The following is an 18,210-nucleotide window of genomic DNA, read 5'->3' as shown; positions in this document are numbered from 1 at the left end:
CGCCGCGGGTGCCAAGTCGACTTCTCGGACCGGTCCGAACTCAGTGCCGCTGCCGCCAGCGCCGAGCGATGGCGTGGGGGAGCGGGTCGATCAACGTGCCCTCGGCAGCCAACTGGGCCCGGGCCAGCCGGCGGGTGCGGCGGAGGCTGACGATGCCGAAGGCCCAGACGACGTACTGGAAGCAGAAGGCGATCTTGAAATCGGTCAGCGTGTACGCCCCGCCCCGGGCCAACAGGTCGAGGACCACGCCGATCACGAAGATGGTGGTCAGGGAGGCGACGAAGCCGCCCATGTTGACGATTCCGGTGGCGGCGCCGAGCCTGGTCGAGGGGTTGAAGGTGCGGGCGAAGTCGAAGCCGACCGCCGACCCCGGCCCGTATGCCGACAGCACCAGGATGAGCACCACGAACACCGGCAGTGGCGCGGCGCCGGGCCAGAGCAGCACGATCGTCCACATCCCGATGGTGGCGATCAGGATGCCGAAGATGAGGTTGGACCGGCGCAGCGGGAACTGGGCGGTCAACCGGCCGAGCACCGGACCGATCACGACCGCCGCCAGCACCATCATGGTGAGCAGGCCGCCGGCGAGCTCGGGCGGATAGCCGAGGCCGATCGTCATGAACGGATAGCCCCAGAGCAGCGCGAACACCATGCCGGAGAACTGGGTGGTGAAGTGCGCCCACAGCCCGAGCCGGGTGCCCGGTGCCCTGAACGAGTCGATCAGGTCGTTGCCGGCCTGGCGCCAGCTGCCGACGGTGACGTGTGCCGTCGAACCCGGCGGGACGTTGCGAACGGCGGCCAGCACCAGCACCGCGACCAGCACGCCGACCGACGCCGCGCCGAGGTACGTCGCCGTCCAGCCGGGGCCGGCCAGCGCGGCCACCAGCGGGATGGTGCTGGCCACCTGCCCGGCCTGACCGAGCAACCCGGTCAGCTGGGTGATGATCGGCACCTGGCTGACGCTGAACCAGGCGGGGATCAACCGCAGCACGCAGATGAACGTCATCGCGTCCCCGGTGCCGACCAAGACCCGGGCGACCAGCGCGCCCGCTGGATCGAACGTGACCGCCAGCAGCGCCTGCCCGGCGGCCATCACCAACGCTCCGGCCGCGATCACCAGCCGGGAGCCGAACCGGTCGACCAGCACCCCGACCGGGATCTGCATCGCCGCGTACATGATCAGCTGGGCGACCGCGAAGATCGACAGCATCGCGGCGCCGATCGCGAACCGCTCCTTCGCCGGCTCGGCCGCGACGCTGAGCGAGGTGCGCTGGAAGACCGCGACGGCGTACGCCAGCACACCGACGCCCCAGACCAGCCAGGAGCGTCGGGTGGAGCGGGGCATGCCGGGTCCTTCCTCGAGTTGTCAGAACCTCAGCACGCTATAACGCGCTGAGATTCCGACAACTCGGGAGTGGAAGACTGGCCCGGTGAGCGAGCCTGAGACCAGCCATGCACCCGATGCCGAGGTCGTCGAGCTCTGCCGGGACCTGATCCGGATCGACACCACGAACTTCGGGCCGCAGCCCGGACCCGGTGAGCGGAAGGCCGCCGAGTACGTCGCCCGGCTGCTGGACGAGGTCGGGATCGAGTCGGAGCTGTTCGAGTCCGAACCCGGCCGTACGTCGCTGGTGGCCGACTGGGCGCCGGACGGTGTCGATCCCGACGCGAGCCCGCTGCTGATCCACGGTCACCTCGACGTGGTGCCGGCCAACGCCGACGACTGGAGCAAGCCGCCGTTCGAAGGCGAGATCGCCGATGGCTGCGTCTGGGGCCGCGGCGCGGTCGACATGAAGGACTTCGACGCGATGGTGCTGAGCGTCGTCCGGGCCCGCGCCCGGGCCGGGATCGCACCCCGGCGCCCGATCCGGCTGGCGTTCACCGCCGACGAGGAGGCGGGCAGCGGGCTCGGCGCGACCTGGCTGGTGGACAACCATCCGGAGCTGTTCGACGGCTGCACCGAGGCCGTCGGCGAGGTTGGCGGGTTCTCGCTCACCATCCGCGACGACCTGCGGCTGTATCTGGTCCAGACCGCCGAGAAGGGGATGGCCTGGCTCGATCTGATCGCCGACGGCCGGGCCGGGCACGGCTCGTTCCGCAACGACGACAACGCGGTGACCGAGCTGGCGGCGGCCGTCGCCCGGATCGGGACGCACGACTGGCCGCACCGGATCACCCCCGCCCAGCAGGCATTCCTGGCCGCGGTGTCGGAGGCGTTCGAGATCGAGCTCGATCCGACCGAGGCCGAGCAGACCCTGGCCCGGCTCGGCAGCATCGCCCGGATGGTCGGTGCCACCATGTCGAACACCGCCAACCCGACCATGCTGCAGGCCGGTTACAAGCACAACGTGATCCCGGGCCGGGCGACCGCGGCGATCGACGCACGATTCGTCCCCGGCGGTCGCGACGAGCTGCTGGAGACGATCACCGAGCTGCTGGGTGACAAGGTGCGCTACGAGATCGCGACGGAGAACGCCGCGGTCGAGACCGAGTTCAGCGGCGCTCTGGTGGACGCGATGCAGGCATGTCTGGCGGCGGAGGATCCGGGCGCGCGGGCGGTTCCGTACCTGATGAGCGGCGGCACCGACGCCAAGGCCTGGACCAAGCTGGGCATCCGCTGCTTCGGCTTCGCGCCGCTGCGGCTGCCGCCCGACCTGGACTTCGTCGGCCTGTTCCACGGGGTGGACGAGCGGGTGCCGACCGAGTCGCTGGAGTTCGGCGCCCGGGTGCTGGACGGATTCCTCTCCCAGGCCTGAGCGGCCCACTAACCTTGGGCGCAGGATGAGGAACGTCGAGTACGTCGTCGAGCGCGTCCGCGTGGAGCGGCACGTATCCCGCAGCGCCGTGCGCCAGCTGCTGACCGAGCACGCGGAGTACGGCGGCTGGGAGCTGACCCGGCTTCGCCGCTATCGCGACGGCACCCGCGACATCTGGATCCGCCGCAAGATCATCCGCGTGTCGCCGTCCTTATAGGGGTCCCGCTCGCGCCGCCGGCGCGTTCACCGGCTCGGTTCATCGCTCTTCGTGAAGGCGCCGCAGATCCTGCCCATCTGTATCTCAGCCGGCGGGCGCCTTCACTCATCGTTCTTCACTCACCGGGCGCCGGCTTCAGACGCTCGCGGGACGACGCTCGCGTTCCGAAGGGTCCGGCTCGCGGTCGGAGGAACTCAGCTCGCGGTGCGACCTGCGTTGGCTCCGCCAGAGACGTCGTCCAGGGCGGACGCGATCTCCGGCGGCAGGGCGAGCTCCTCGGTCGCCAGGGCCGGGGCGAGCTGGCCGGCGGTACGGGCACCGAGCAGGGGAGCGGTCACTCCGGGGGCGTCGCGGACCCAGAGCAGCGCGATCTGCATCGGCGACATGTCCAGGCCGTCGGCCGCCCGGGCCACCGCCTCGACCACACCGCGCGAACGCTGCTCGAGATACGGCTCGACGAACCAGGCGAAGTGGTCCGACGCGGCCCGCGACCCGCGCGGGACCCCGCCGCGATACTGCCCGGTCAGCACCCCGCGGGCCAGCGGCGACCAGGGGAACACGCCGAGCCCGAACGCGGCCGCGGCCGGCAGCACCTCGACCTCGGCCCGGCGGGCCAGCAGCGAATACTCCACCTGTGCGCTGACGATCGGTGCGCGCCCGGGCACGGCCTGCTGCCAGGTCGCCGCCTGCGCGGTCTGCCAGCCGACGAAGTTGGACACGCCGACATAGCGGGCCATGCCGCGCTCGACCGCGAAGTCAAGGGCGGTGAGGGTCTCCTCCAGCGGCGCGTCGCCCCAGGCGTGAACCTGCCACAGGTCGACGTAGTCGGTGCCGAGCCGCTCCAGCGATCCCTCCAGGTCGCGAAGCAGGGCCCGGCGCGAGGTGTCGACGATCCGCTTGCCGCCCCGGATCACGAATCCGGCCTTGGTCGCGATCGCCATCTCCTCGCGGTTCGTGAGCTCGCGGACGAGCTTGCCGATCAGCCGCTCGGCGTCACCGGCGCCGTACGCAGCGGCCGTGTCGATCAGCGTCCCACCGGCGGCGCAGAACATCTCGAGCAGCGCGCGCGCCTCCTCGTCCGGGGTGTCCCGCCCCCACGTCATGGTGCCCAGGCCGAGCCGCGACACCCGGAGCCCGCTCGCGCCGACCCGCCGGATTTCCATGCACGCGACAGTAACGGGCCACCCGGGAGCACGACGCGGGACCACTACGGTGCTGTCCATGCGACTCGGCCTCAACCTCGGTTACCTGGTCGGCTCCGATGATCCCGCCGGCCAGCTCGCGCTGACCCGGCATGCGGAGGATCTCGGCTTCGACGTGGTCTGGGCCGCGGAGGCGTATGGCTCCGACAGCCCGACCGTGATTGCCTGGCTGGCCGGCCAGACCAGCCGGATCGACGTCGGGTCCGCGGTGATGCAGATCCCGGCGCGCACGCCGGCGATGACCGCGATGACGGCGGCGAGCCTCGACCTGCTCACTGGCGGCCGCTTCCGGCTCGGGCTGGGAGTTTCCGGGCCGCAGGTGTCGGAGGGCTGGCACGGGGTGCGGTTCGACAAACCGCTCGGCCGGACCCGGGAGTACGTCGACGTCGTCCGGATGGCGCTGGCCCGCAAGACCGTTGCGTACGAGGGCAGTCACTACCGGCTGCCGCTTCCGGACGGCCCCGGCAAGCCGCTCAAGCTGACCATCGCGCCGCTGCGCGCCGAGATCCCGGTCTATCTCGCCGCGGTCGGCCCGAAGAACCTGGAGCTCACCGGCGAAATCGCCGACGGGTGGCTGGCGATCTTCTACGCCCCCGAATTCGCGGGCGAGCTGCTCGGCCGGATCGGGACCGGGCGGGAGCGAGCCGGGAAGACGATGGACGGCTTCGACGTGGTGCCGACGGTGCCCGTGGTGGTGGGCGACGACCCGGTGCGCTGTGCCGACCCGATCCGGCCGTACGCCGCTCTCTATGTGGGCGGGATGGGCAGCAGGGAACAGAACTTCTATCACGCGCTGGCGGTGCGGATGGGTTACGGGGAGGCCGCCGCCCAGGTGCAGGACCACTTCCTGGCCCGACGTCACCGAGACGCGATGGCGGCCGTGCCGTTCGAGTTCATCGACTCGACCTCGCTGCTCGGCCCGGTCGAGCGGATCGCCGAGCGGCTGAGGCTGCTCGCGGACTCGGGCGTCACCACCTGCGCGCTCGCGCCCTACGGGGACACGGTGGAGGCCAAGCTCGCCGCGCTCACCGCCGTTGCAGAGGCGCTCTGACGCGAACCTGCCGCTCGAACGGCCAAATCGCCACGATCGGGCCCGAAAACTGGATCGAGCGGCAGAAACGCGTCAGCCCTGCGGGAGCGGCTCCAACACACCGGTGAGCAGCAGCACCGCCACCAGGGCGGCCAGCGCGAGCCGATAGATCACGAACGGCATGAAGTTGTGGGTGCTGATGTAGCGCAACAGCCAGGCGATCACCGCGTAGCCGATCACGAACGAGACGACCGTGGCGAGCGCGATCGGTCCCCAGGCGGGCGGCACCGGGTCGGTACCGATGTCGAGCAGCTGGAACAGCCCGGAACCCACCACGGCCGGGATGGCAAGCAGGAACGAGTACTTGGCCGCGGCCTCGCGCCGATAGCCCATGAAGAGGCCGGCGGTGATGGTGGCGCCGGAGCGGGAGACTCCCGGGATCAGCGCCAGCGACTGGGCCAGGCCGTAGATCAGGCCGTGCGGCCAGGTGAGCCGCTCCAGGGTCCGCTGGTTGCGCGCCGTGCGGTCCGCGATGCCCATCACGATGCCGACTCCCGCCAGCATCGCCACAGTGATCCACAGGTTGCGCAGGCCGGTCTCGATCTGATCCTGGAACAACAGCCCGAGCACGATGATCGGGATCGAGCCGATGATCACCAGCCAGCCCATCCGGGCCTCCGGGTCGTCCCGCGGGATCTTGCCGACCAGCGCCAGCGCCCAGTTCTTGATGATCAGCGCGATGTCGTGCCGGAAGTAGATGATCACGGCGGCCTCGGTGCCCAGCTGGGTGATCGCGGTGAACGCCGCCCCCGGATCCTCACCGCCGAAGAACTGGCCGACGATCGACTGATGGGCGCTGGAGGAGATCGGCAGGAACTCGGTCAGTCCCTGCACGATGCCCAGCACCAAGGCCTCGAGCCAGCCCATCGATAACTCCCCTACCTGCTCCGGACACAAACGCCGACAACCATAGACCGTTTGCACGGCCCGGCGTGGCGGCAGCGCGCAGGTCGTGCTCAGCCGGATCACAGCAGGGCAGACTTCGATCGTGAGCATTCACAGCGAGCACCCGTTCCTGCCGCCGGAGTCGGGGCGCGATCCGCTCCGCCGGTTCCGGGGCCGGATGCCGCAGCCGGTGACGGTGTGGTCCGCGCAGGAGGGTACGTCCCGGGCCGGCTGGACGGTGTCCTCGCTGCTGGTCGCCGACGGCGACCCGGCGGAGCTGCTGGGGCTGGTCGACGAGGAGTCCGACCTGGCCGAGCTGGCCGGCCGGACCGGCCGCGTCGCGATCAGCCTGCTGCGCTGGGAGCACCGCCAACTCGCCGAGGCGTTCGCCGGTCTGGCGCCTGCGCCCGGCGGCCCGTTCCGTTCGGCGCAGTGGCACGAGACCCGCTGGGGGCCGGTGCTGGCCGGCGCGGCCGGCTGGCTCGGGGTCGAGCTGACCGACACCGGGTCACGGCTCGGCTGGTCTGTGGCGGTCCGCGGTCGCTGCGTCGAGGTGCACGTCGATCCGGAGGCGACCGACGTGCTCACTCACCTCCGCGGCCGCTATCGCGAGCTGCCGCTGGACTGAGCCGGGACGGTCAGACGACCCGGGCCATCCGCTTCTCGGGCAGTGAAACCGATCCCCTCTGGTCGACCTGGCTGACACCGTCGAAGCGCCAGCCCTCGCGTCGATAGAAGGAGATCGCCCGCTCGTTGGTCTCCAGCACCCACAAGACCGCCTCGGTGAACCCGGCGTCGGCCAGCGCGCCCATCCCGGCGGCGTGCAGCCGGTGCCCGATGCCGCGGTCCCACCAGGCGGCCAGCAGATAGAGGGCATACAGGTGCCCGCGCCCGGGCTGCGGCCCAGACCCATGCCAATCGGGACCTGGTAGTTCTGGGCCGACGGCGACGAAACCGACCACGCTCGTGTCGGCCACTGCGACCAGCCTCGCCGATCGCGGATCGGGCCGGGTCAGCCAGGCGACCCAGTTGGCAGGGTCATCCGTCCAGCCGGCGAGGAAGTCGGGATCGAGCAGCCCGTCGTAGGCCTCCCGCCAGCTCCGCGTGCGGACGCTCGCGAGTCCCGCCGCGTCGGCAAGGGTCGCCGGGCGAATCTCGACCGTGGTGTCCACCGGTCCAGTGTCGGGCGGAACGGTCCGTGCCGCCATCGGATTCTCGTGGCGACGCTACCCTCGACGCCATGACGGTGTGCGACAGCCGGGCGGCGCGCCGGGGGACCGGCCGATGACCACCGTCGTGCTCATCCGGCACGGACGGACCGGGGCGAACACCGCGGGCGTGCTGGCCGGACGAACCCCGGGCGTCGAGCTGGACGAGGTCGGGCGGCGGCAGGTCGCCGATCTCGGGCTCCGGCTGAGCGACGTACCGCTGGTGGCGGTGGTCAGTTCGCCGTTGCGCCGCTGCCGGCAGACCGCGAACGCGGTCGTGCTGGCGCACGGCACGCCGCTCGAGGTCCACCCCGAGCGCAACCTGACCGAGTGCGGCTACGGCGACTGGACCGGGCGGAAACTTGCCGAGCTGGGCAAGGAGAAGCTCTGGAGCACGGTGCAGACCCAGCCCTCGGCCGTGCGCTTCCCGAACGGGGAGGCGATGAGCGAGATGGCCACGCGCGCGACCACCGCCGTCCGCGCCTGGGATGCCCGATTGAGCGCCGAGCACGGCCCGCATGCCGTCTGGGCCGCGGTCTCGCACGGGGACGTGATCAAGGCCATCCTGGCCGACGCGCTCGGCATGCACCTGGATGCGTTCCAGCGGATCCTGGTCGACCCGGCCTCGGTCTCGATCGTGCGCTACACCGACTCCCGGCCGTACGTCGTGACCACCAACTCCACCAACGCCGACCTCGGCAAGCTGCTGGCGCCGCCGCCCAAGAAGCCGCGCGGGCGCCGCAAGCCGACCGACGACCAGGCCGCCGTCGGCGGCGGTCTGGGGGCAGCCGACCAGCTCCCCGCCCAGCAGTCCTGAAAGGCCGTCGGAGCGGCCGCCACCGCGGGTTAGTCTGGCGCCATGGCGATCCTCGTTCACCGCTACGACTCACCGGACCGCTTCGTCGCCGGCACGGTCGGCCAGCCGGGCGAGCGGGCGTTCTTCCTGCAGGCGCGGGAGGGCAACCGGATCACCAGCGTCGGGCTGGAGAAGCAGCAGGTCTCGGTTCTCGCCGAGCACCTGGACCGGGTGCTGGACGAGGTCCAGCGGCGCGGCGCCAGCCAGGGCGAGGTGCCGCCGGCCTCCAGCTCGGCGTCCGACACCCAGCCGCTTGACGCGCCGATCACCGAGGAGTTCCGGGTCGGCACGATGACCATTGCCTGGGACCCGACCATCGACCGGATTGTGATCGAGCTGTTCTCCAACGTCGAGGGCGAGGACGAACCCGAGGAGGTCGACCCGCCCGCGACCGCCGAGGAGGCGGAGAGCCAGATCGATGCCGACGAGGTGTTCGTGGTCAAGATCACCGCGTCGTACGCACGGGAGTTCGTCGCCCGTGCCCAGGCCCTGGTCCAGGCCGGCCGCCCGGCCTGCCCGTTCTGCCTGCAGCCGCTGGACCCGGACGGGCACATCTGCCCGCGGGCCAACGGCTATCGCCGGCCGCTGTTCTGAGCCCGTGACCGAGCAGCGGTGAGCCAGCCCGATCCGAGTCCGCCGCCGGAGCACCCGGCGCTGACCGCCGTACTCGGTGACGGTGAGCTGGAGATCGTCGGCCGTCTGGTGCAGGCCTCGAACGCGACGTTCCTGACCCGGCTGACCACCGCCGACGGCGAGATCGACTGCGTCTACAAGCCCATCCAGGGCGAGCGGCCGCTGTGGGACTTCCCGCGGGGCACGCTCGGGCTGCGGGAGGTGGCTGCCTTCGAGTTGTCGCGTGCCGCCGGCTTCGACGTCGTGCCGGTCACCGTCCTGGCCGACGGCCCGTTCGGCACCGGTTCGCTGCAGGTCTGGGTCGAGACCACCGGTGCGGACAACGAGTCGCTGGTCGACCTGGTGCCGAGCCGGTCGCTGCCGCGCAAGGGCTGGTTCGCCTGCGTCGACGGGTTGGACGCCGACGAGCGGTCAGTGTCGGTGATCCACGCCGACGACCCGGCCCTTCGCCGGCTAGCCGTCTTCGACTGCCTGGCCAACAACGCCGACCGCAAGGGCGGCCACATCCTGTCCAGCGGCGGCCGGGTGTTCGGGGTCGACCACGGCATCTGCTTCCACACCGAGCCGAAGCTGCGCACGCTGCTGTGGGGATGGGCCGGCAGCGAGCTGACCGACGGGGAGCGGGCGCTGGTGGGCCGCGCCCGCGACGACGGGCCGCGGGCGCTGGCCGAACTGCTCGCCGAGGAGGAGATCGAAGCGCTGGTACGTCGGTGCGAGGTCCTGCTGCGTCGTGGCACCCTGCCCCGAGCCCGCGGCGAGTGGCCCTCCATCCCCTGGCCGCCCTTCTGAGTTGTGTCGGCTCGCGCACGCTGCGCACCCACAGACCTTCACTTTCTCCCTCTCTCGCAGCCCCAAGCTTCGGCTTCGCTGCCGCGGTCTGGGCAGGGCTGCTCGTTCGGTCGGAAGTGAAGGCCGGGCGCTCCGCTGACGACGCTCGCCGACGGATTGTGTCGGTTCGCGCACGCGCGGCGCCTGAAGGCTCTGTCTTCCTCTCTCACTCGCGGCCGCGCGGGTTGGGTGCCGCTGACGCCGTTTCCGCGGCGGCCGCTCGTTCGTTCGTCCAGACAGAGCCGGGCGCCGCGCTAACGACGCTCGCCGACGGGTTGTGCCAGGCCTGACCGCCCACCCCCGGAGTTCGCATAGGTTTCGCGTCCTCGCATGGGATATAGCCCATGCGGGGAAGCAGAACCTATGCGAACGCGGGGGAGCGGGTGGATCCCCGAGGATCCGGGACCGGGCTGGGTCAATGGAGCCGGGGACGGGGATGCGGGATCAGGGGATCAGGCGGTCCTTCAGGTCGGCGGGGAGCAGCCGGGCGGAGCGGATCAGGCGGCCGACCACGACGACGGTGATCGCCTGGGTGGCGAGCAGGCCAACCAGCACGATGATCTGGGCAGCGCCGGCCTGCACCGGGCTGCCGCCGCCGAGGAGCACCCCGACGAAGGCGCCGGGAAGGGTGACCAGCCCGACCGTGCGGGTCTGGTCCATGCCCGGCACCAGCGCCTCGGGCAGGTGGCGCTCGATCACCTCGGTGACGGCCGCGGAGCGGGGCAGGCCGATGGACAGCGCCGCCTCGTACGTCCCGTGCTCGTCCCGCAGCGCCGCGAACGCCCGACGTCCGGCCAGGGAGGTCGCCGTCATCGCCCCGCCGATGATGATCCCGGCCATCGGCACCAGACCGGCGCCGGTGAAGGGCACGGCACCAGCGACGAAGATGACCGTCAGCACCGGCAGCACGCCGGCGGCGATCGCGACCGCGACCCACGGCCAGGCCCGGGGCGCACCGATCCGTCCCGCCGCGGTTGCGACCGCGACTCCCATCATGACCAGGGCGAATGCCGCCGACCAGGCGATGTGCACGAGCACGGCCGCGATCACCAGCGAGACCAGCGCGAGCTGTACGACGGCGCGGAGCGCGGCCGTGGCGAACCGGCGCTCCAGCCGCAACCGGCCGACGTACGACACCGTGACCGCGATGGCCAGCAGCACGATCAGGGCGACGGCCAGGGCCGGTCCGGGCTGTTCGGGCACGGGTCTCATTCTCGGCGGGGGGCGGCGAGGTGCCGGATAGGGTGGGCCGCATGCAGGCCTGGCAGACGCGTCCGTACTCGCGACTCGAGCACGCGGCGCCCGGCCCGACTCCGCAGATCCCGGCCGCCCGCATCTTCGACACCGCGGCGCAGGCACTGGTGCCGGCCGGACCTGCGTCGGGGACCGCCCGGATGTACGTCTGCGGCATCACGCCCTACGACGCCACCCACATCGGGCACGCGAACACCTACGTCGCGTTCGACCTGCTGAACCGGGTCTGGCGCGACGCCGGGCTGGACGTGCACTACGTGCAGAACATCACCGACGTCGACGACCCGCTGCTGGAGCGCGCCACCGCCACCGGGGTGGACTGGACCGAGTTGGCGCACAGCCAGATCGACCTGTTCCGGGAGGACATGACGGCGCTCAACGTGCTGCCTCCGCAGGACTATCTCGGCGCGGTCGAGTCCATCCCGATGATCACCGAGCTGATCGCCGAGCTCCAGGCCGGCTCGGCGGCGTACGCGGTGGACGACCCGGACTACCCGGACCTCTACTTCCCGCAGGCCGCCGATCCGGCGTTCGGCTCGGTGTCCCACCTGGCCGAGCCGGAGGCCCTCGCGCTGTTCGCCGAACGCGGGGGCGACCCCGACCGGCCCGGCAAGAAGCAGCCGCTGGACAGCCTGCTGTGGCGGCTGGAGCGGCCGGGCGAACCGGCCTGGGCGTCGCCGTTCGGCAACGGACGCCCCGGCTGGCACGTCGAGTGCACGGCGATCGCGCTGCGCACCCTCGGCACCGCCTTCGACGTCCAGGGTGGCGGGAGCGATCTGATCTTCCCGCACCACGAGATGTCCGCGGCGCACGGCCGGGTCGCCACCGGCCAGGAATTCGCCCGGGCGTACGTCCACAGCGGCATGGTCGGTCTGGACGGCGAGAAGATGTCGAAGTCCAAGGGCAACCTGGTGTTCGTGTCCCGGCTGCGGGCCGACGGCGTCGACCCGATGGCCATTCGGCTGCTGCTGCTCGGCCATCACTACCGCGAGGACTGGACCTATACCGACGCCGATCTGGACGCGGCAACGAACCGGCTGGCGCTGTGGCGGCAGGCCACGACGCTCGACGCGGCGCTGGACGCGGGTCCGGTGATCGCCGACGTCCGGGCCGCCCTGGCGAACGACCTCGACGCGCCGGCCGCACTCGCTGCGGTGGACACCTGGGCCGCCGCCTCGCTGGCGATCGACGGGGACGACGGCACCGCGCCGGCGCTGGTGGCCCGGGCCACGGACGCTCTGCTCGGCGTCGCCCTGGACTGAGAGGGCTCCGATGCCGCAGCCACGTCAGCCCTTCCTGCACGATCTCGTCTGCGTGCTGGCCGCCCCTACCCAGGTGTGGAGTGCCCCCGACGGCGAGATCGGGTCCGATGGCCGTGCGGTCGGCGCCCAGGGGGTCCTGCACGCCGACGTCCGGGTGCTCAGCGTGGCGTCGCTCCGGGCGGCCGGTTCGCCGCTGGAACATCTCGCCACCGTGCCGGAGGGCGCTGCGACCAGGTTCGTCGCGGTGTCGAGGCAGGCGGCCGGCACCGCCCGCGCGGGCGACGAGCTGGTCCGGTTCGACCGGGTCCGTGAGGTCACGCCGGGGCGGCTGAGCGAGCGGATCGAGATCACCTCGCTGACCGCGCACGAGGTGTCGTTCGAGCTGACCCTGAGGCTGGGCTACGACCTGGCCGCCGTCGAGCAATTCAAGACCGGGAGCACCGTCGAAGCCCGGCGATTCGCCCGCTCGACTCCGTCGTCCCACTCGAGCCCGTTCACCTGGGGCGACGACGACGTCGTCGCGAGCCTGACCGCGGATAGCGCGACCATGGCGGTCACCGACGACGGCCTGACCGCCGAGCTGACCTGGCCGCTCAGCCTGGCACCGCGCTCACGGACGGCTCTGACCTGGTCGATCGCGATCACCGACCGCTCCGGCGCCGTGATCCCGCCGAGCGGCACCGGCCTGCCCATCTCGGCGGCACTGGACAGGCTCGCCCCGGGCGCCGGGCGCGACCGGCGGCTCCGGCCGTGGCTGGGCCGGTCGCTGCTCGACCTGAACTCCCTACGAATGGCGACTCCCGATCGTCCCGAGGACGCGTTCTTCGCCGCCGGTGCGCCGTGGTATCTCACCCTGTTCGGCCGGGACAGCCTCTGGACGGCGCGGATGGTGCTGCCGATCGACCGGGCGCCGGCCGTCGGCACGCTGCGCACGCTGGCCCGGCTGGCCGGAACGCGGGTCGACCCGGACAGCGCGCAGCAGCCGGGCAAGATCATGCACGAGTTGCGCCGCGGCCAGTTCACCTTCGCCGAGACATCCCTGCCGCCGCTCTACTACGGCACGATCGACGCCACCCCGCTGTGGATCTGCCTGCTGCACGACCTGTGGCGCACCGGTGCCGCCGACGACGTCGTCCGCGAACTGCTCGACCCACTGGTCGCCGCGCTGGACTGGCTCCTCCTCTACGGCGATGCCGATGGCGATGGCTTCTGCGAATACATCGACACCAGCGGGCACGGCCTGGCCAACCAGGGCTGGAAGGACTCCACCGACTCGGTCCGGTTCAGCGACGGGACGATCGCCGAGGGGCCGGTCGCGCTGTGCGAGGTGCAGGGCTACGCGTACGAGGCGGCGCGCGCCGGTGCCGACCTGCTGGAGGTGTTCGGCCGGCCCGGCGCGGAGCGCTATCGGGAGTGGTCGGACGCGCTCGCCCTGCGGTTCCGGGACCAGTTCTGGTGCGGCGAGGGCGAGGACCGCTATCCGGCGCTCGCCCTGGACGGGTCGAAGCGCCGGGTCGACTCGCTGACCAGCAACATCGGGCACCTGCTCGGCACCGGGCTGTTGGACGCGGACGAGGAGGTGCTGGTCGCCCGGCGGGTCGCCGGCGACGCCCTGGACTCCGGGCTGGGACTGCGGACGATGGCCTCGACCGACGGCGGCTACCACCCGCTCAGCTACCACTGCGGGTCGGTCTGGCCGCACGACACCGCCATCGTGATCGCCGGGCTGCAGCGGGCGGGGCTGAGGACGTACGCGGACGGGCTGGTCGAGGGCCTGCTCGACGCGGCCGCCCTGTTCGGTGGCCGGCTGCCCGAGCTCTGGTCCGGCGAGGGTCGTCCGGTCCCGTACGCGCCCTCCTGCCGGCCGCAGGCCTGGTCGGCCGCCGCGGCCGTGGTCGTCGCCCAGTTCCTGGCGACTCGCTGACTCCGGGCCGCTCGGCGTCTCTGCACCCGACCGGACCCGGACGAGCGCTTCACACCCCGCGCTGCTGCTCCACACCCTCCACCCGGGGGGTGAAGCAGCAGTCAGGGGGTGTGAAGCGATCAGGACGCAGCCGGAACGGGCTCGGCGGCCTTCGGCTGGGCCGGCAGCACGTGGTCCTTCAGCTTGTCGGTGCTCAGGCACAGCGAGCAGACCACGGAGTCGTGGGTCTGGCAGGCGACCATGTCGGGACGCTCGAACTCCTGGCGACAGACGTGGCAGACCAGAATCTCGTCGGACGGGTTGCCGTCCTCGTCGTACATCGGCATGTCGATCCCGTCGTCGGTCCGGCGCAGGTAGTAGCGCCCCTTGGTGGCGAGGGCGAGGACCGGCGGCAGCACCACGGCGAGGCCGATCGCGACCAGCGGCGAGAACGGCTGGATCGCGGGTCCGAAGACCCCGAAGAACACCGCGATCGAGACGCCGGCCGAGATCAGCATCGAGCCGAAGCCGACCGGGTTGATCGCATACAGCATGCCGCGGCGGAACTCGGGCTTCTTCGGGGACAGCCCGAGAACGTACTTGTTGAACACGATGTCGGAGGCGACGACCACGATCCAGGACATGCCGCAGTTGGCATAGAAGCCGAGGATCGTGTTGAGGAAGTCGAACATGTTCGCTTCCATCAAGATCAACGCGATCAGCAGGTTCACGCCGAGGAAGACCACCCGGCCGGGGTAGCGCTTGGTGACCCGGGTGAACGAGTTCGTCCAGGCCAGCGAGCCAGAGTACGCGTTGGTGACGTTGATCTTGATCTGGCTGATCACCACCAGGATGACGGCCAGCGCGAGGGCGACCGGTGCCGGCAGGATGTCGGAATAGATCTCCAGGAACTGGTGCACCGGCTGGTTCGCGATCGCGGCGCCGCCGGCCACGTTGGCGATGAGGTACACGGCGAGGAACAGACCGATCACCTGCTTCGCCGCACCGAAGATCACCCAGCCCGGGCCGGCCAGCACGACCGCGGTCCACCAGCGGCGCTTGTTGTCGGCGGTCCGTGGCGGCATGAACCGCAGGTAGTCGATCTGCTCGGCGATCTGCGCGATCAGGGACAGACAGACGCCGGCCGCGAGCATGATCGAACCGAGGCTGGTCGCCCCGTTTCCGTTCTCGCCCTGGTAGGAGAAGAACGCGTCGATGGAGTCCGGGTGGCTGATCAAGAGGTACCCGAACGGGAGCACCATCAAGATCAACCAGAGCGGCGTGGTCCACAGCTGCAGCTTGGACAGCACCTTCATGCCGTAGATCACCAGCGGGAAGATGATGATCGTCGAGACGGCATAGCCGGCCCACAGCGGCACGCCAAGGCCCAGATACAGCCCCTGCGCCATGATCGAGCCCTCGAGGGCGAAGAAGATGAAGGTGAAGGTCGCGAAGATCACGTTGGTGACCACCGACCCGTAGTAGCCGAAGCCGCTGCCCCGGGTGATCAGGTCGAGGTCGAGGTTGTAGCGAGCCGCGTAGAACGCCAGCGGGAACGAGGTCAGGAAGATCACCACGGCGAACACCGCGATGCCCCACAGGGCGTTCGTGGTGCCGTACGAGATCCCGATGTTCGCGCCGATGGCGAAGTCGGCGAGATAGGCGATACCGCCGAGCGCGGAGATGGCGACCACGCCGGGCGACCAGCGCCGGTAGTGCCGTGGGGCGAACCGGAGCGTGTAGTCCTCCAGCGTCTCCTTCGTCGCCTCGGCGCCGACGAGCACGTGGTGCTCGTGGTGCTCGTGGTCCTCCGGCGAGTCGCCCTGGTCCTGGGTGGTGGTCAGCTGGTCGCTCATGACCGCACCTTTCTGGGCGCAGCGCGTGGGGGCTGGGCTGCTACCCGGTGTCAGTCTGGAAAACGGATGGTTCGGATGGGTATCGCTCGGGTTGCAGTCAGGTTTCGGCCTCGCAAGGGTCGCCGGTTGGACGTGGCGACGAGGGGTAGGAGACGGTGGCATACTGTTCGCCGACGAGTTGACAACTCGCGCGTGTTCCGGGGTCGGTGCAAGTCCGAACCGGCGGTGACAGTCCGCGACCCTGCCGCAGCCAGCGGCAGGTTGACCTGGTGGAACTCCAGGACCGACGGTGAAAGTCCGGATGGGAGGATCACGCGAGTGCTGCGACGAGACGGCGCGAGGCCCGCTGTGACGGGGCTCGGCGGGGTCCTCGGGGCAGTCTCTTCCACCCCGGTATTCGTGCGACCGGAAGAGTGGAGGAGACCATCATGGGTTTCTCGGAGATGCTCCAAGGGTTGCTGAACGCCAAGATCGACATCGGCCCGGGCATCCTGTGGCGCGAGGTGATCGGCAACGGCTTCGGCCTGGCGAGCGCGATCCTGGGCATGCGACGCAAGGTCGCGGCCTGGCCGGTGGGGATCATCGGCAACATCTTGTTGTTCACGGTGTTCCTGGGTGGGGTGTTCCACACTCCGCAGGACCTGGATCTGTGGGGGCAGGCGGGCCGCCAGATCTTCTTCTTCATCGTGAGCGTGTACGGCTGGATCCGCTGGTACCAGTTCAGCAAGACCGCGGGGGCCGAGGACAAGGTCGGCGTCCGGCCGGGCTGGGCGGGCTGGCGCGGCCGGCTCGAGCTGCTGATCGGTGCCGTCGTGCTGTGGACGATCTCGTACTTCGCGCTGAAGGCGCTGGGCTCCTGGGGCCCGATCGCGGACGCCTGGATCCTGACCGGCTCGATCCTGGCGACGTACGGCATGGCGCGCGGCTGGACCGAGTTCTGGTTGATCTGGATCGCCGTCGACCTGGTCGGGGTGCCGTTGCTGCTGATCGCGGGCTACTACCCGTCCGCCCTGATGTACGTCGTCTACGGCGTGTTCTGCGTGATCGGCTTCATCTCCTGGTGGCGGATCGAGCGTCGGGACCGCGATCGGGTCGAGCCCGTTGCGGCGACCTCGCCGCAGATCGAGACGGTTGGCTAGTTCGAGCGGCGAGGCTCGGCGCCGCCGACGCCTTAAACTCCCGTCGTGACCGCCCCGAAGACGTTCGACACCCTGTTCGCCGAGCTCACCGCCAAGGTGGCCGAGGGCGACCCGAGCTCGTCGACGGTCGTCCGGGTCCGCGCCGGCGTGCACGAGATCGGCAAGAAGATCGTCGAGGAGGCGGCCGAGGTGTGGATGGCCGCCGAGTTCCAGACCCGCGACGACGCCGCGCTGGAGATCAGCCAGCTGCTCTATCACCTGCAGGTACTGATGCTCGCCCTCGATCTCGACCTCGAGGACGTGTACGACCGGCTCTGAACGCTGGACCGCTCACCTCTGATGGGCTAGGTTAGCCTTACCTAACTTCAGCTCAGAGGAGGTAAGCGTGTCCGTCGAACGCGATCCGGCCGGTGCCGGCGCCGGAGAGGTCAGCGCGGTGGTCCGGGCGCGCACCATCCTGGCCAGCTGTCACGAGGTCTGGTGCGATCCCGGTCACGCGGGAACGGCACGGGCCGTCGGCATGCTGGATGTCGGTGGGGTGCCATACCTGGTGCTTTCGGCTGCCCTTCCCTGGCTGACCGAGGGGGCGGAGTTGACCGGCGTCGCGACCGCCGACGACCTCGGCGTGCTCGATTTCCACGCGTGGCTGGGCCGGCCGCGGATGCTGGTCCGCGACCGGGCCGCGATGCAGGTCTTCAACGAGCATCGCGGCTGCCTGCGGGAGCCGCCCGGGCCGCTGGACGACGTGGTCGTGGTGCCGTTCGGTCTGCTCGGCGCACGGGTGGTCGCCCCGCTCGGCGACGCGCTCGCGGTCGAGGTGGCCCCGGACGCGATCGAGGCGGTCGAGCCTGACTGGCTGCTCGTGCACGGGTCGAGGGTGGCGGCTCATCTGGAGGTCGCCCACGCGCGGGAGCTCAGCGAGCTCGCCACCCGCTGCGGCTGGCCGGGGGCCGCGGTCTGCATCCGCCGGCTGAGCGCGACCGGGGTAGCCCTGGACGTGCTGACCGCGGACGGGGTCACCAGGCTCGAGATGCCGTTCGACCCGCCGATCCGGCAGACCTCCGATCTGTGGCCGCGGCTGACGGCGGCGGTTGCCTTGCGGCCACGAGCCGGCTGAGGGT

General features: G+C 70.8%; 18 protein-coding genes and 1 riboswitch. Of the genes, 12 read left to right on the top strand and 6 right to left on the bottom strand.

Going from position 1 to position 18,210, the window contains the following annotated elements; genetic code table 11:
- Window positions 1–40: 40 nt before the first annotated feature.
- Window positions 41–1,345: an MFS transporter gene (locus ABD747_RS01035; protein WP_344801202.1), complete on the bottom strand. Its 1,305-nt coding sequence runs from the start codon at window positions 1,343–1,345 to the stop codon at window positions 41–43.
- Between the two features lie 85 nt (window positions 1,346–1,430).
- Here ABD747_RS01035 and ABD747_RS01030 point away from each other — a divergent pair, with 85 nt between their 5' ends.
- Both ABD747_RS01030 and ABD747_RS01025 read left to right on the top strand, forming a co-directional pair.
- Window positions 1,431–2,756 (top strand): M20/M25/M40 family metallo-hydrolase, encoded by a 1,326-nt coding sequence (locus ABD747_RS01030; protein WP_344801201.1) that lies wholly within the window; start codon window positions 1,431–1,433, stop codon window positions 2,754–2,756.
- A 25-nt stretch (window positions 2,757–2,781) separates the two neighbouring features.
- Entirely contained in the window at window positions 2,782–2,973 is a 192-nt protein-coding gene (locus ABD747_RS01025) for a DUF5703 family protein (protein ID WP_344801200.1), read from the top strand.
- 194 nt (window positions 2,974–3,167) lie between these two features.
- Here ABD747_RS01025 and ABD747_RS01020 read toward each other — a convergent pair whose 3' ends face one another.
- Window positions 3,168–4,136, bottom strand: coding sequence for an aldo/keto reductase (locus ABD747_RS01020; RefSeq protein WP_344801199.1), 969 nt, complete (start codon window positions 4,134–4,136; stop codon window positions 3,168–3,170).
- Between the two features lie 58 nt (window positions 4,137–4,194).
- On the opposite strand from ABD747_RS01020, the gene ABD747_RS01015 reads away from it, so the two are divergent.
- Window positions 4,195–5,226, top strand: coding sequence for an LLM class F420-dependent oxidoreductase (locus tag ABD747_RS01015; protein ID WP_344801198.1), 1,032 nt, complete (start codon window positions 4,195–4,197; stop codon window positions 5,224–5,226).
- A 72-nt stretch (window positions 5,227–5,298) separates the two neighbouring features.
- On the opposite strand, the gene ABD747_RS01010 is transcribed toward ABD747_RS01015, so the two are convergent.
- The gene (locus tag ABD747_RS01010) at window positions 5,299–6,132 is read right to left on the bottom strand and encodes an undecaprenyl-diphosphate phosphatase (RefSeq protein ID WP_344801197.1); all 834 of its coding nucleotides are present in this window, start codon (window positions 6,130–6,132) and stop codon (window positions 5,299–5,301) included.
- Window positions 6,133–6,253: 121 nt separating this feature from the next.
- Between ABD747_RS01010 and ABD747_RS01005 the strand changes: the two genes are divergently transcribed.
- Window positions 6,254–6,778, top strand: coding sequence for a flavin reductase family protein (locus ABD747_RS01005; RefSeq protein WP_344801196.1), 525 nt, complete (start codon window positions 6,254–6,256; stop codon window positions 6,776–6,778).
- 10 nt (window positions 6,779–6,788) lie between these two features.
- On the opposite strand, the gene ABD747_RS01000 is transcribed toward ABD747_RS01005, so the two are convergent.
- Window positions 6,789–7,322, bottom strand: coding sequence for a GNAT family N-acetyltransferase (locus ABD747_RS01000; RefSeq protein ID WP_344801195.1), 534 nt, complete (start codon window positions 7,320–7,322; stop codon window positions 6,789–6,791).
- Window positions 7,323–7,434: 112 nt separating this feature from the next.
- Between ABD747_RS01000 and ABD747_RS00995 the strand changes: the two genes are divergently transcribed.
- Genes ABD747_RS00995 through ABD747_RS00985 form a run of 3 tightly spaced genes read left to right on the top strand, consistent with a single transcriptional unit; the run spans window position 7,435 to window position 9,636 of the window.
- Window positions 7,435–8,175: a histidine phosphatase family protein gene (locus ABD747_RS00995; RefSeq protein WP_344801194.1), complete on the top strand. Its 741-nt coding sequence runs from the start codon at window positions 7,435–7,437 to the stop codon at window positions 8,173–8,175.
- 42 nt (window positions 8,176–8,217) lie between these two features.
- Window positions 8,218–8,808, top strand: coding sequence for a DUF3090 domain-containing protein (locus ABD747_RS00990; RefSeq protein WP_344801193.1), 591 nt, complete (start codon window positions 8,218–8,220; stop codon window positions 8,806–8,808).
- An 18-nt stretch (window positions 8,809–8,826) separates the two neighbouring features.
- Entirely contained in the window at window positions 8,827–9,636 is an 810-nt protein-coding gene (locus tag ABD747_RS00985) for an SCO1664 family protein (RefSeq protein WP_344801192.1), read from the top strand.
- 483 nt (window positions 9,637–10,119) lie between these two features.
- Here the strand turns inward: ABD747_RS00985 and ABD747_RS00980 are convergent, their stop codons facing one another.
- A complete protein-coding gene (locus tag ABD747_RS00980) occupies window positions 10,120–10,842 on the bottom strand; it encodes an ABC transporter permease (RefSeq protein ID WP_344801248.1) in 723 nt (240 codons plus the stop codon).
- An 86-nt stretch (window positions 10,843–10,928) separates the two neighbouring features.
- Between ABD747_RS00980 and mshC the strand changes: the two genes are divergently transcribed.
- Both mshC and ABD747_RS00970 read left to right on the top strand, forming a co-directional pair.
- Window positions 10,929–12,191, top strand: coding sequence for a cysteine--1-D-myo-inosityl 2-amino-2-deoxy-alpha-D-glucopyranoside ligase (gene mshC / locus ABD747_RS00975; RefSeq protein WP_344801191.1), 1,263 nt, complete (start codon window positions 10,929–10,931; stop codon window positions 12,189–12,191).
- 10 nt (window positions 12,192–12,201) lie between these two features.
- Entirely contained in the window at window positions 12,202–14,115 is a 1,914-nt protein-coding gene (locus tag ABD747_RS00970; RefSeq protein ID WP_344801190.1) for a glycogen debranching N-terminal domain-containing protein, read from the top strand.
- 119 nt (window positions 14,116–14,234) lie between these two features.
- Here the strand turns inward: ABD747_RS00970 and ABD747_RS00965 are convergent, their stop codons facing one another.
- Window positions 14,235–15,950, bottom strand: coding sequence for a hypothetical protein (locus tag ABD747_RS00965; RefSeq protein ID WP_344801189.1), 1,716 nt, complete (start codon window positions 15,948–15,950; stop codon window positions 14,235–14,237).
- Window positions 15,951–16,139: 189 nt separating this feature from the next.
- Window positions 16,140–16,267: riboswitch (FMN riboswitch) on the top strand.
- 111 nt (window positions 16,268–16,378) lie between these two features.
- Here ABD747_RS00965 and pnuC point away from each other — a divergent pair.
- From pnuC to ABD747_RS00950, 3 genes are all read left to right on the top strand, one after another.
- Window positions 16,379–17,089 carry a nicotinamide riboside transporter PnuC gene (gene pnuC / locus ABD747_RS00960; RefSeq protein WP_344801188.1) on the top strand — a complete coding sequence of 237 codons (711 nt, stop codon included), beginning with the start codon at window positions 16,379–16,381 and terminating at the stop codon, window positions 17,087–17,089.
- 45 nt (window positions 17,090–17,134) lie between these two features.
- Window positions 17,135–17,407: a phosphoribosyl-ATP diphosphatase gene (locus ABD747_RS00955; protein WP_344801187.1), complete on the top strand. Its 273-nt coding sequence runs from the start codon at window positions 17,135–17,137 to the stop codon at window positions 17,405–17,407.
- Between the two features lie 67 nt (window positions 17,408–17,474).
- Complete coding sequence (locus ABD747_RS00950; RefSeq protein ID WP_344801186.1) at window positions 17,475–18,206, top strand: hypothetical protein; 732 nt, start codon at window positions 17,475–17,477, stop codon at window positions 18,204–18,206.
- Window positions 18,207–18,210 lie beyond the last annotated feature (4 nt).

Source organism: Microlunatus ginsengisoli (assembly GCF_039537205.1).
Classification (GTDB): domain Bacteria; phylum Actinomycetota; class Actinomycetes; order Propionibacteriales; family Propionibacteriaceae; genus Microlunatus; species Microlunatus ginsengisoli.
This window is presented reverse-complemented; position numbering and strand designations above follow the sequence as displayed.

What these genes read in the sequence shown, in the direction of transcription:
- ABD747_RS01025 (WP_344801200.1), top strand. Translation starts at nt 2,782, where the DNA reads ATGAGGAACGTCGAGTACGTCGTCGAGCGCGTCCGCGTGGAGCGGCAC.
- ABD747_RS01010 (WP_344801197.1), bottom strand. Translation starts at nt 6,132, where the DNA reads ATGGGCTGGCTCGAGGCCTTGGTGCTGGGCATCGTGCAGGGACTGACC.
- ABD747_RS01020 (WP_344801199.1), bottom strand. Translation starts at nt 4,136, where the DNA reads ATGGAAATCCGGCGGGTCGGCGCGAGCGGGCTCCGGGTGTCGCGGCTC.
- ABD747_RS01035 (WP_344801202.1), bottom strand. Translation starts at nt 1,345, where the DNA reads ATGCCCCGCTCCACCCGACGCTCCTGGCTGGTCTGGGGCGTCGGTGTG.
- ABD747_RS00990 (WP_344801193.1), top strand. Translation starts at nt 8,218, where the DNA reads ATGGCGATCCTCGTTCACCGCTACGACTCACCGGACCGCTTCGTCGCC.
- mshC (WP_344801191.1), top strand. Translation starts at nt 10,929, where the DNA reads ATGCAGGCCTGGCAGACGCGTCCGTACTCGCGACTCGAGCACGCGGCG.
- ABD747_RS01015 (WP_344801198.1), top strand. Translation starts at nt 4,195, where the DNA reads ATGCGACTCGGCCTCAACCTCGGTTACCTGGTCGGCTCCGATGATCCC.
- ABD747_RS00970 (WP_344801190.1), top strand. Translation starts at nt 12,202, where the DNA reads ATGCCGCAGCCACGTCAGCCCTTCCTGCACGATCTCGTCTGCGTGCTG.
- ABD747_RS00965 (WP_344801189.1), bottom strand. Translation starts at nt 15,950, where the DNA reads ATGAGCGACCAGCTGACCACCACCCAGGACCAGGGCGACTCGCCGGAG.
- pnuC (WP_344801188.1), top strand. Translation starts at nt 16,379, where the DNA reads ATGGGTTTCTCGGAGATGCTCCAAGGGTTGCTGAACGCCAAGATCGAC.
- ABD747_RS00995 (WP_344801194.1), top strand. Translation starts at nt 7,435, where the DNA reads ATGACCACCGTCGTGCTCATCCGGCACGGACGGACCGGGGCGAACACC.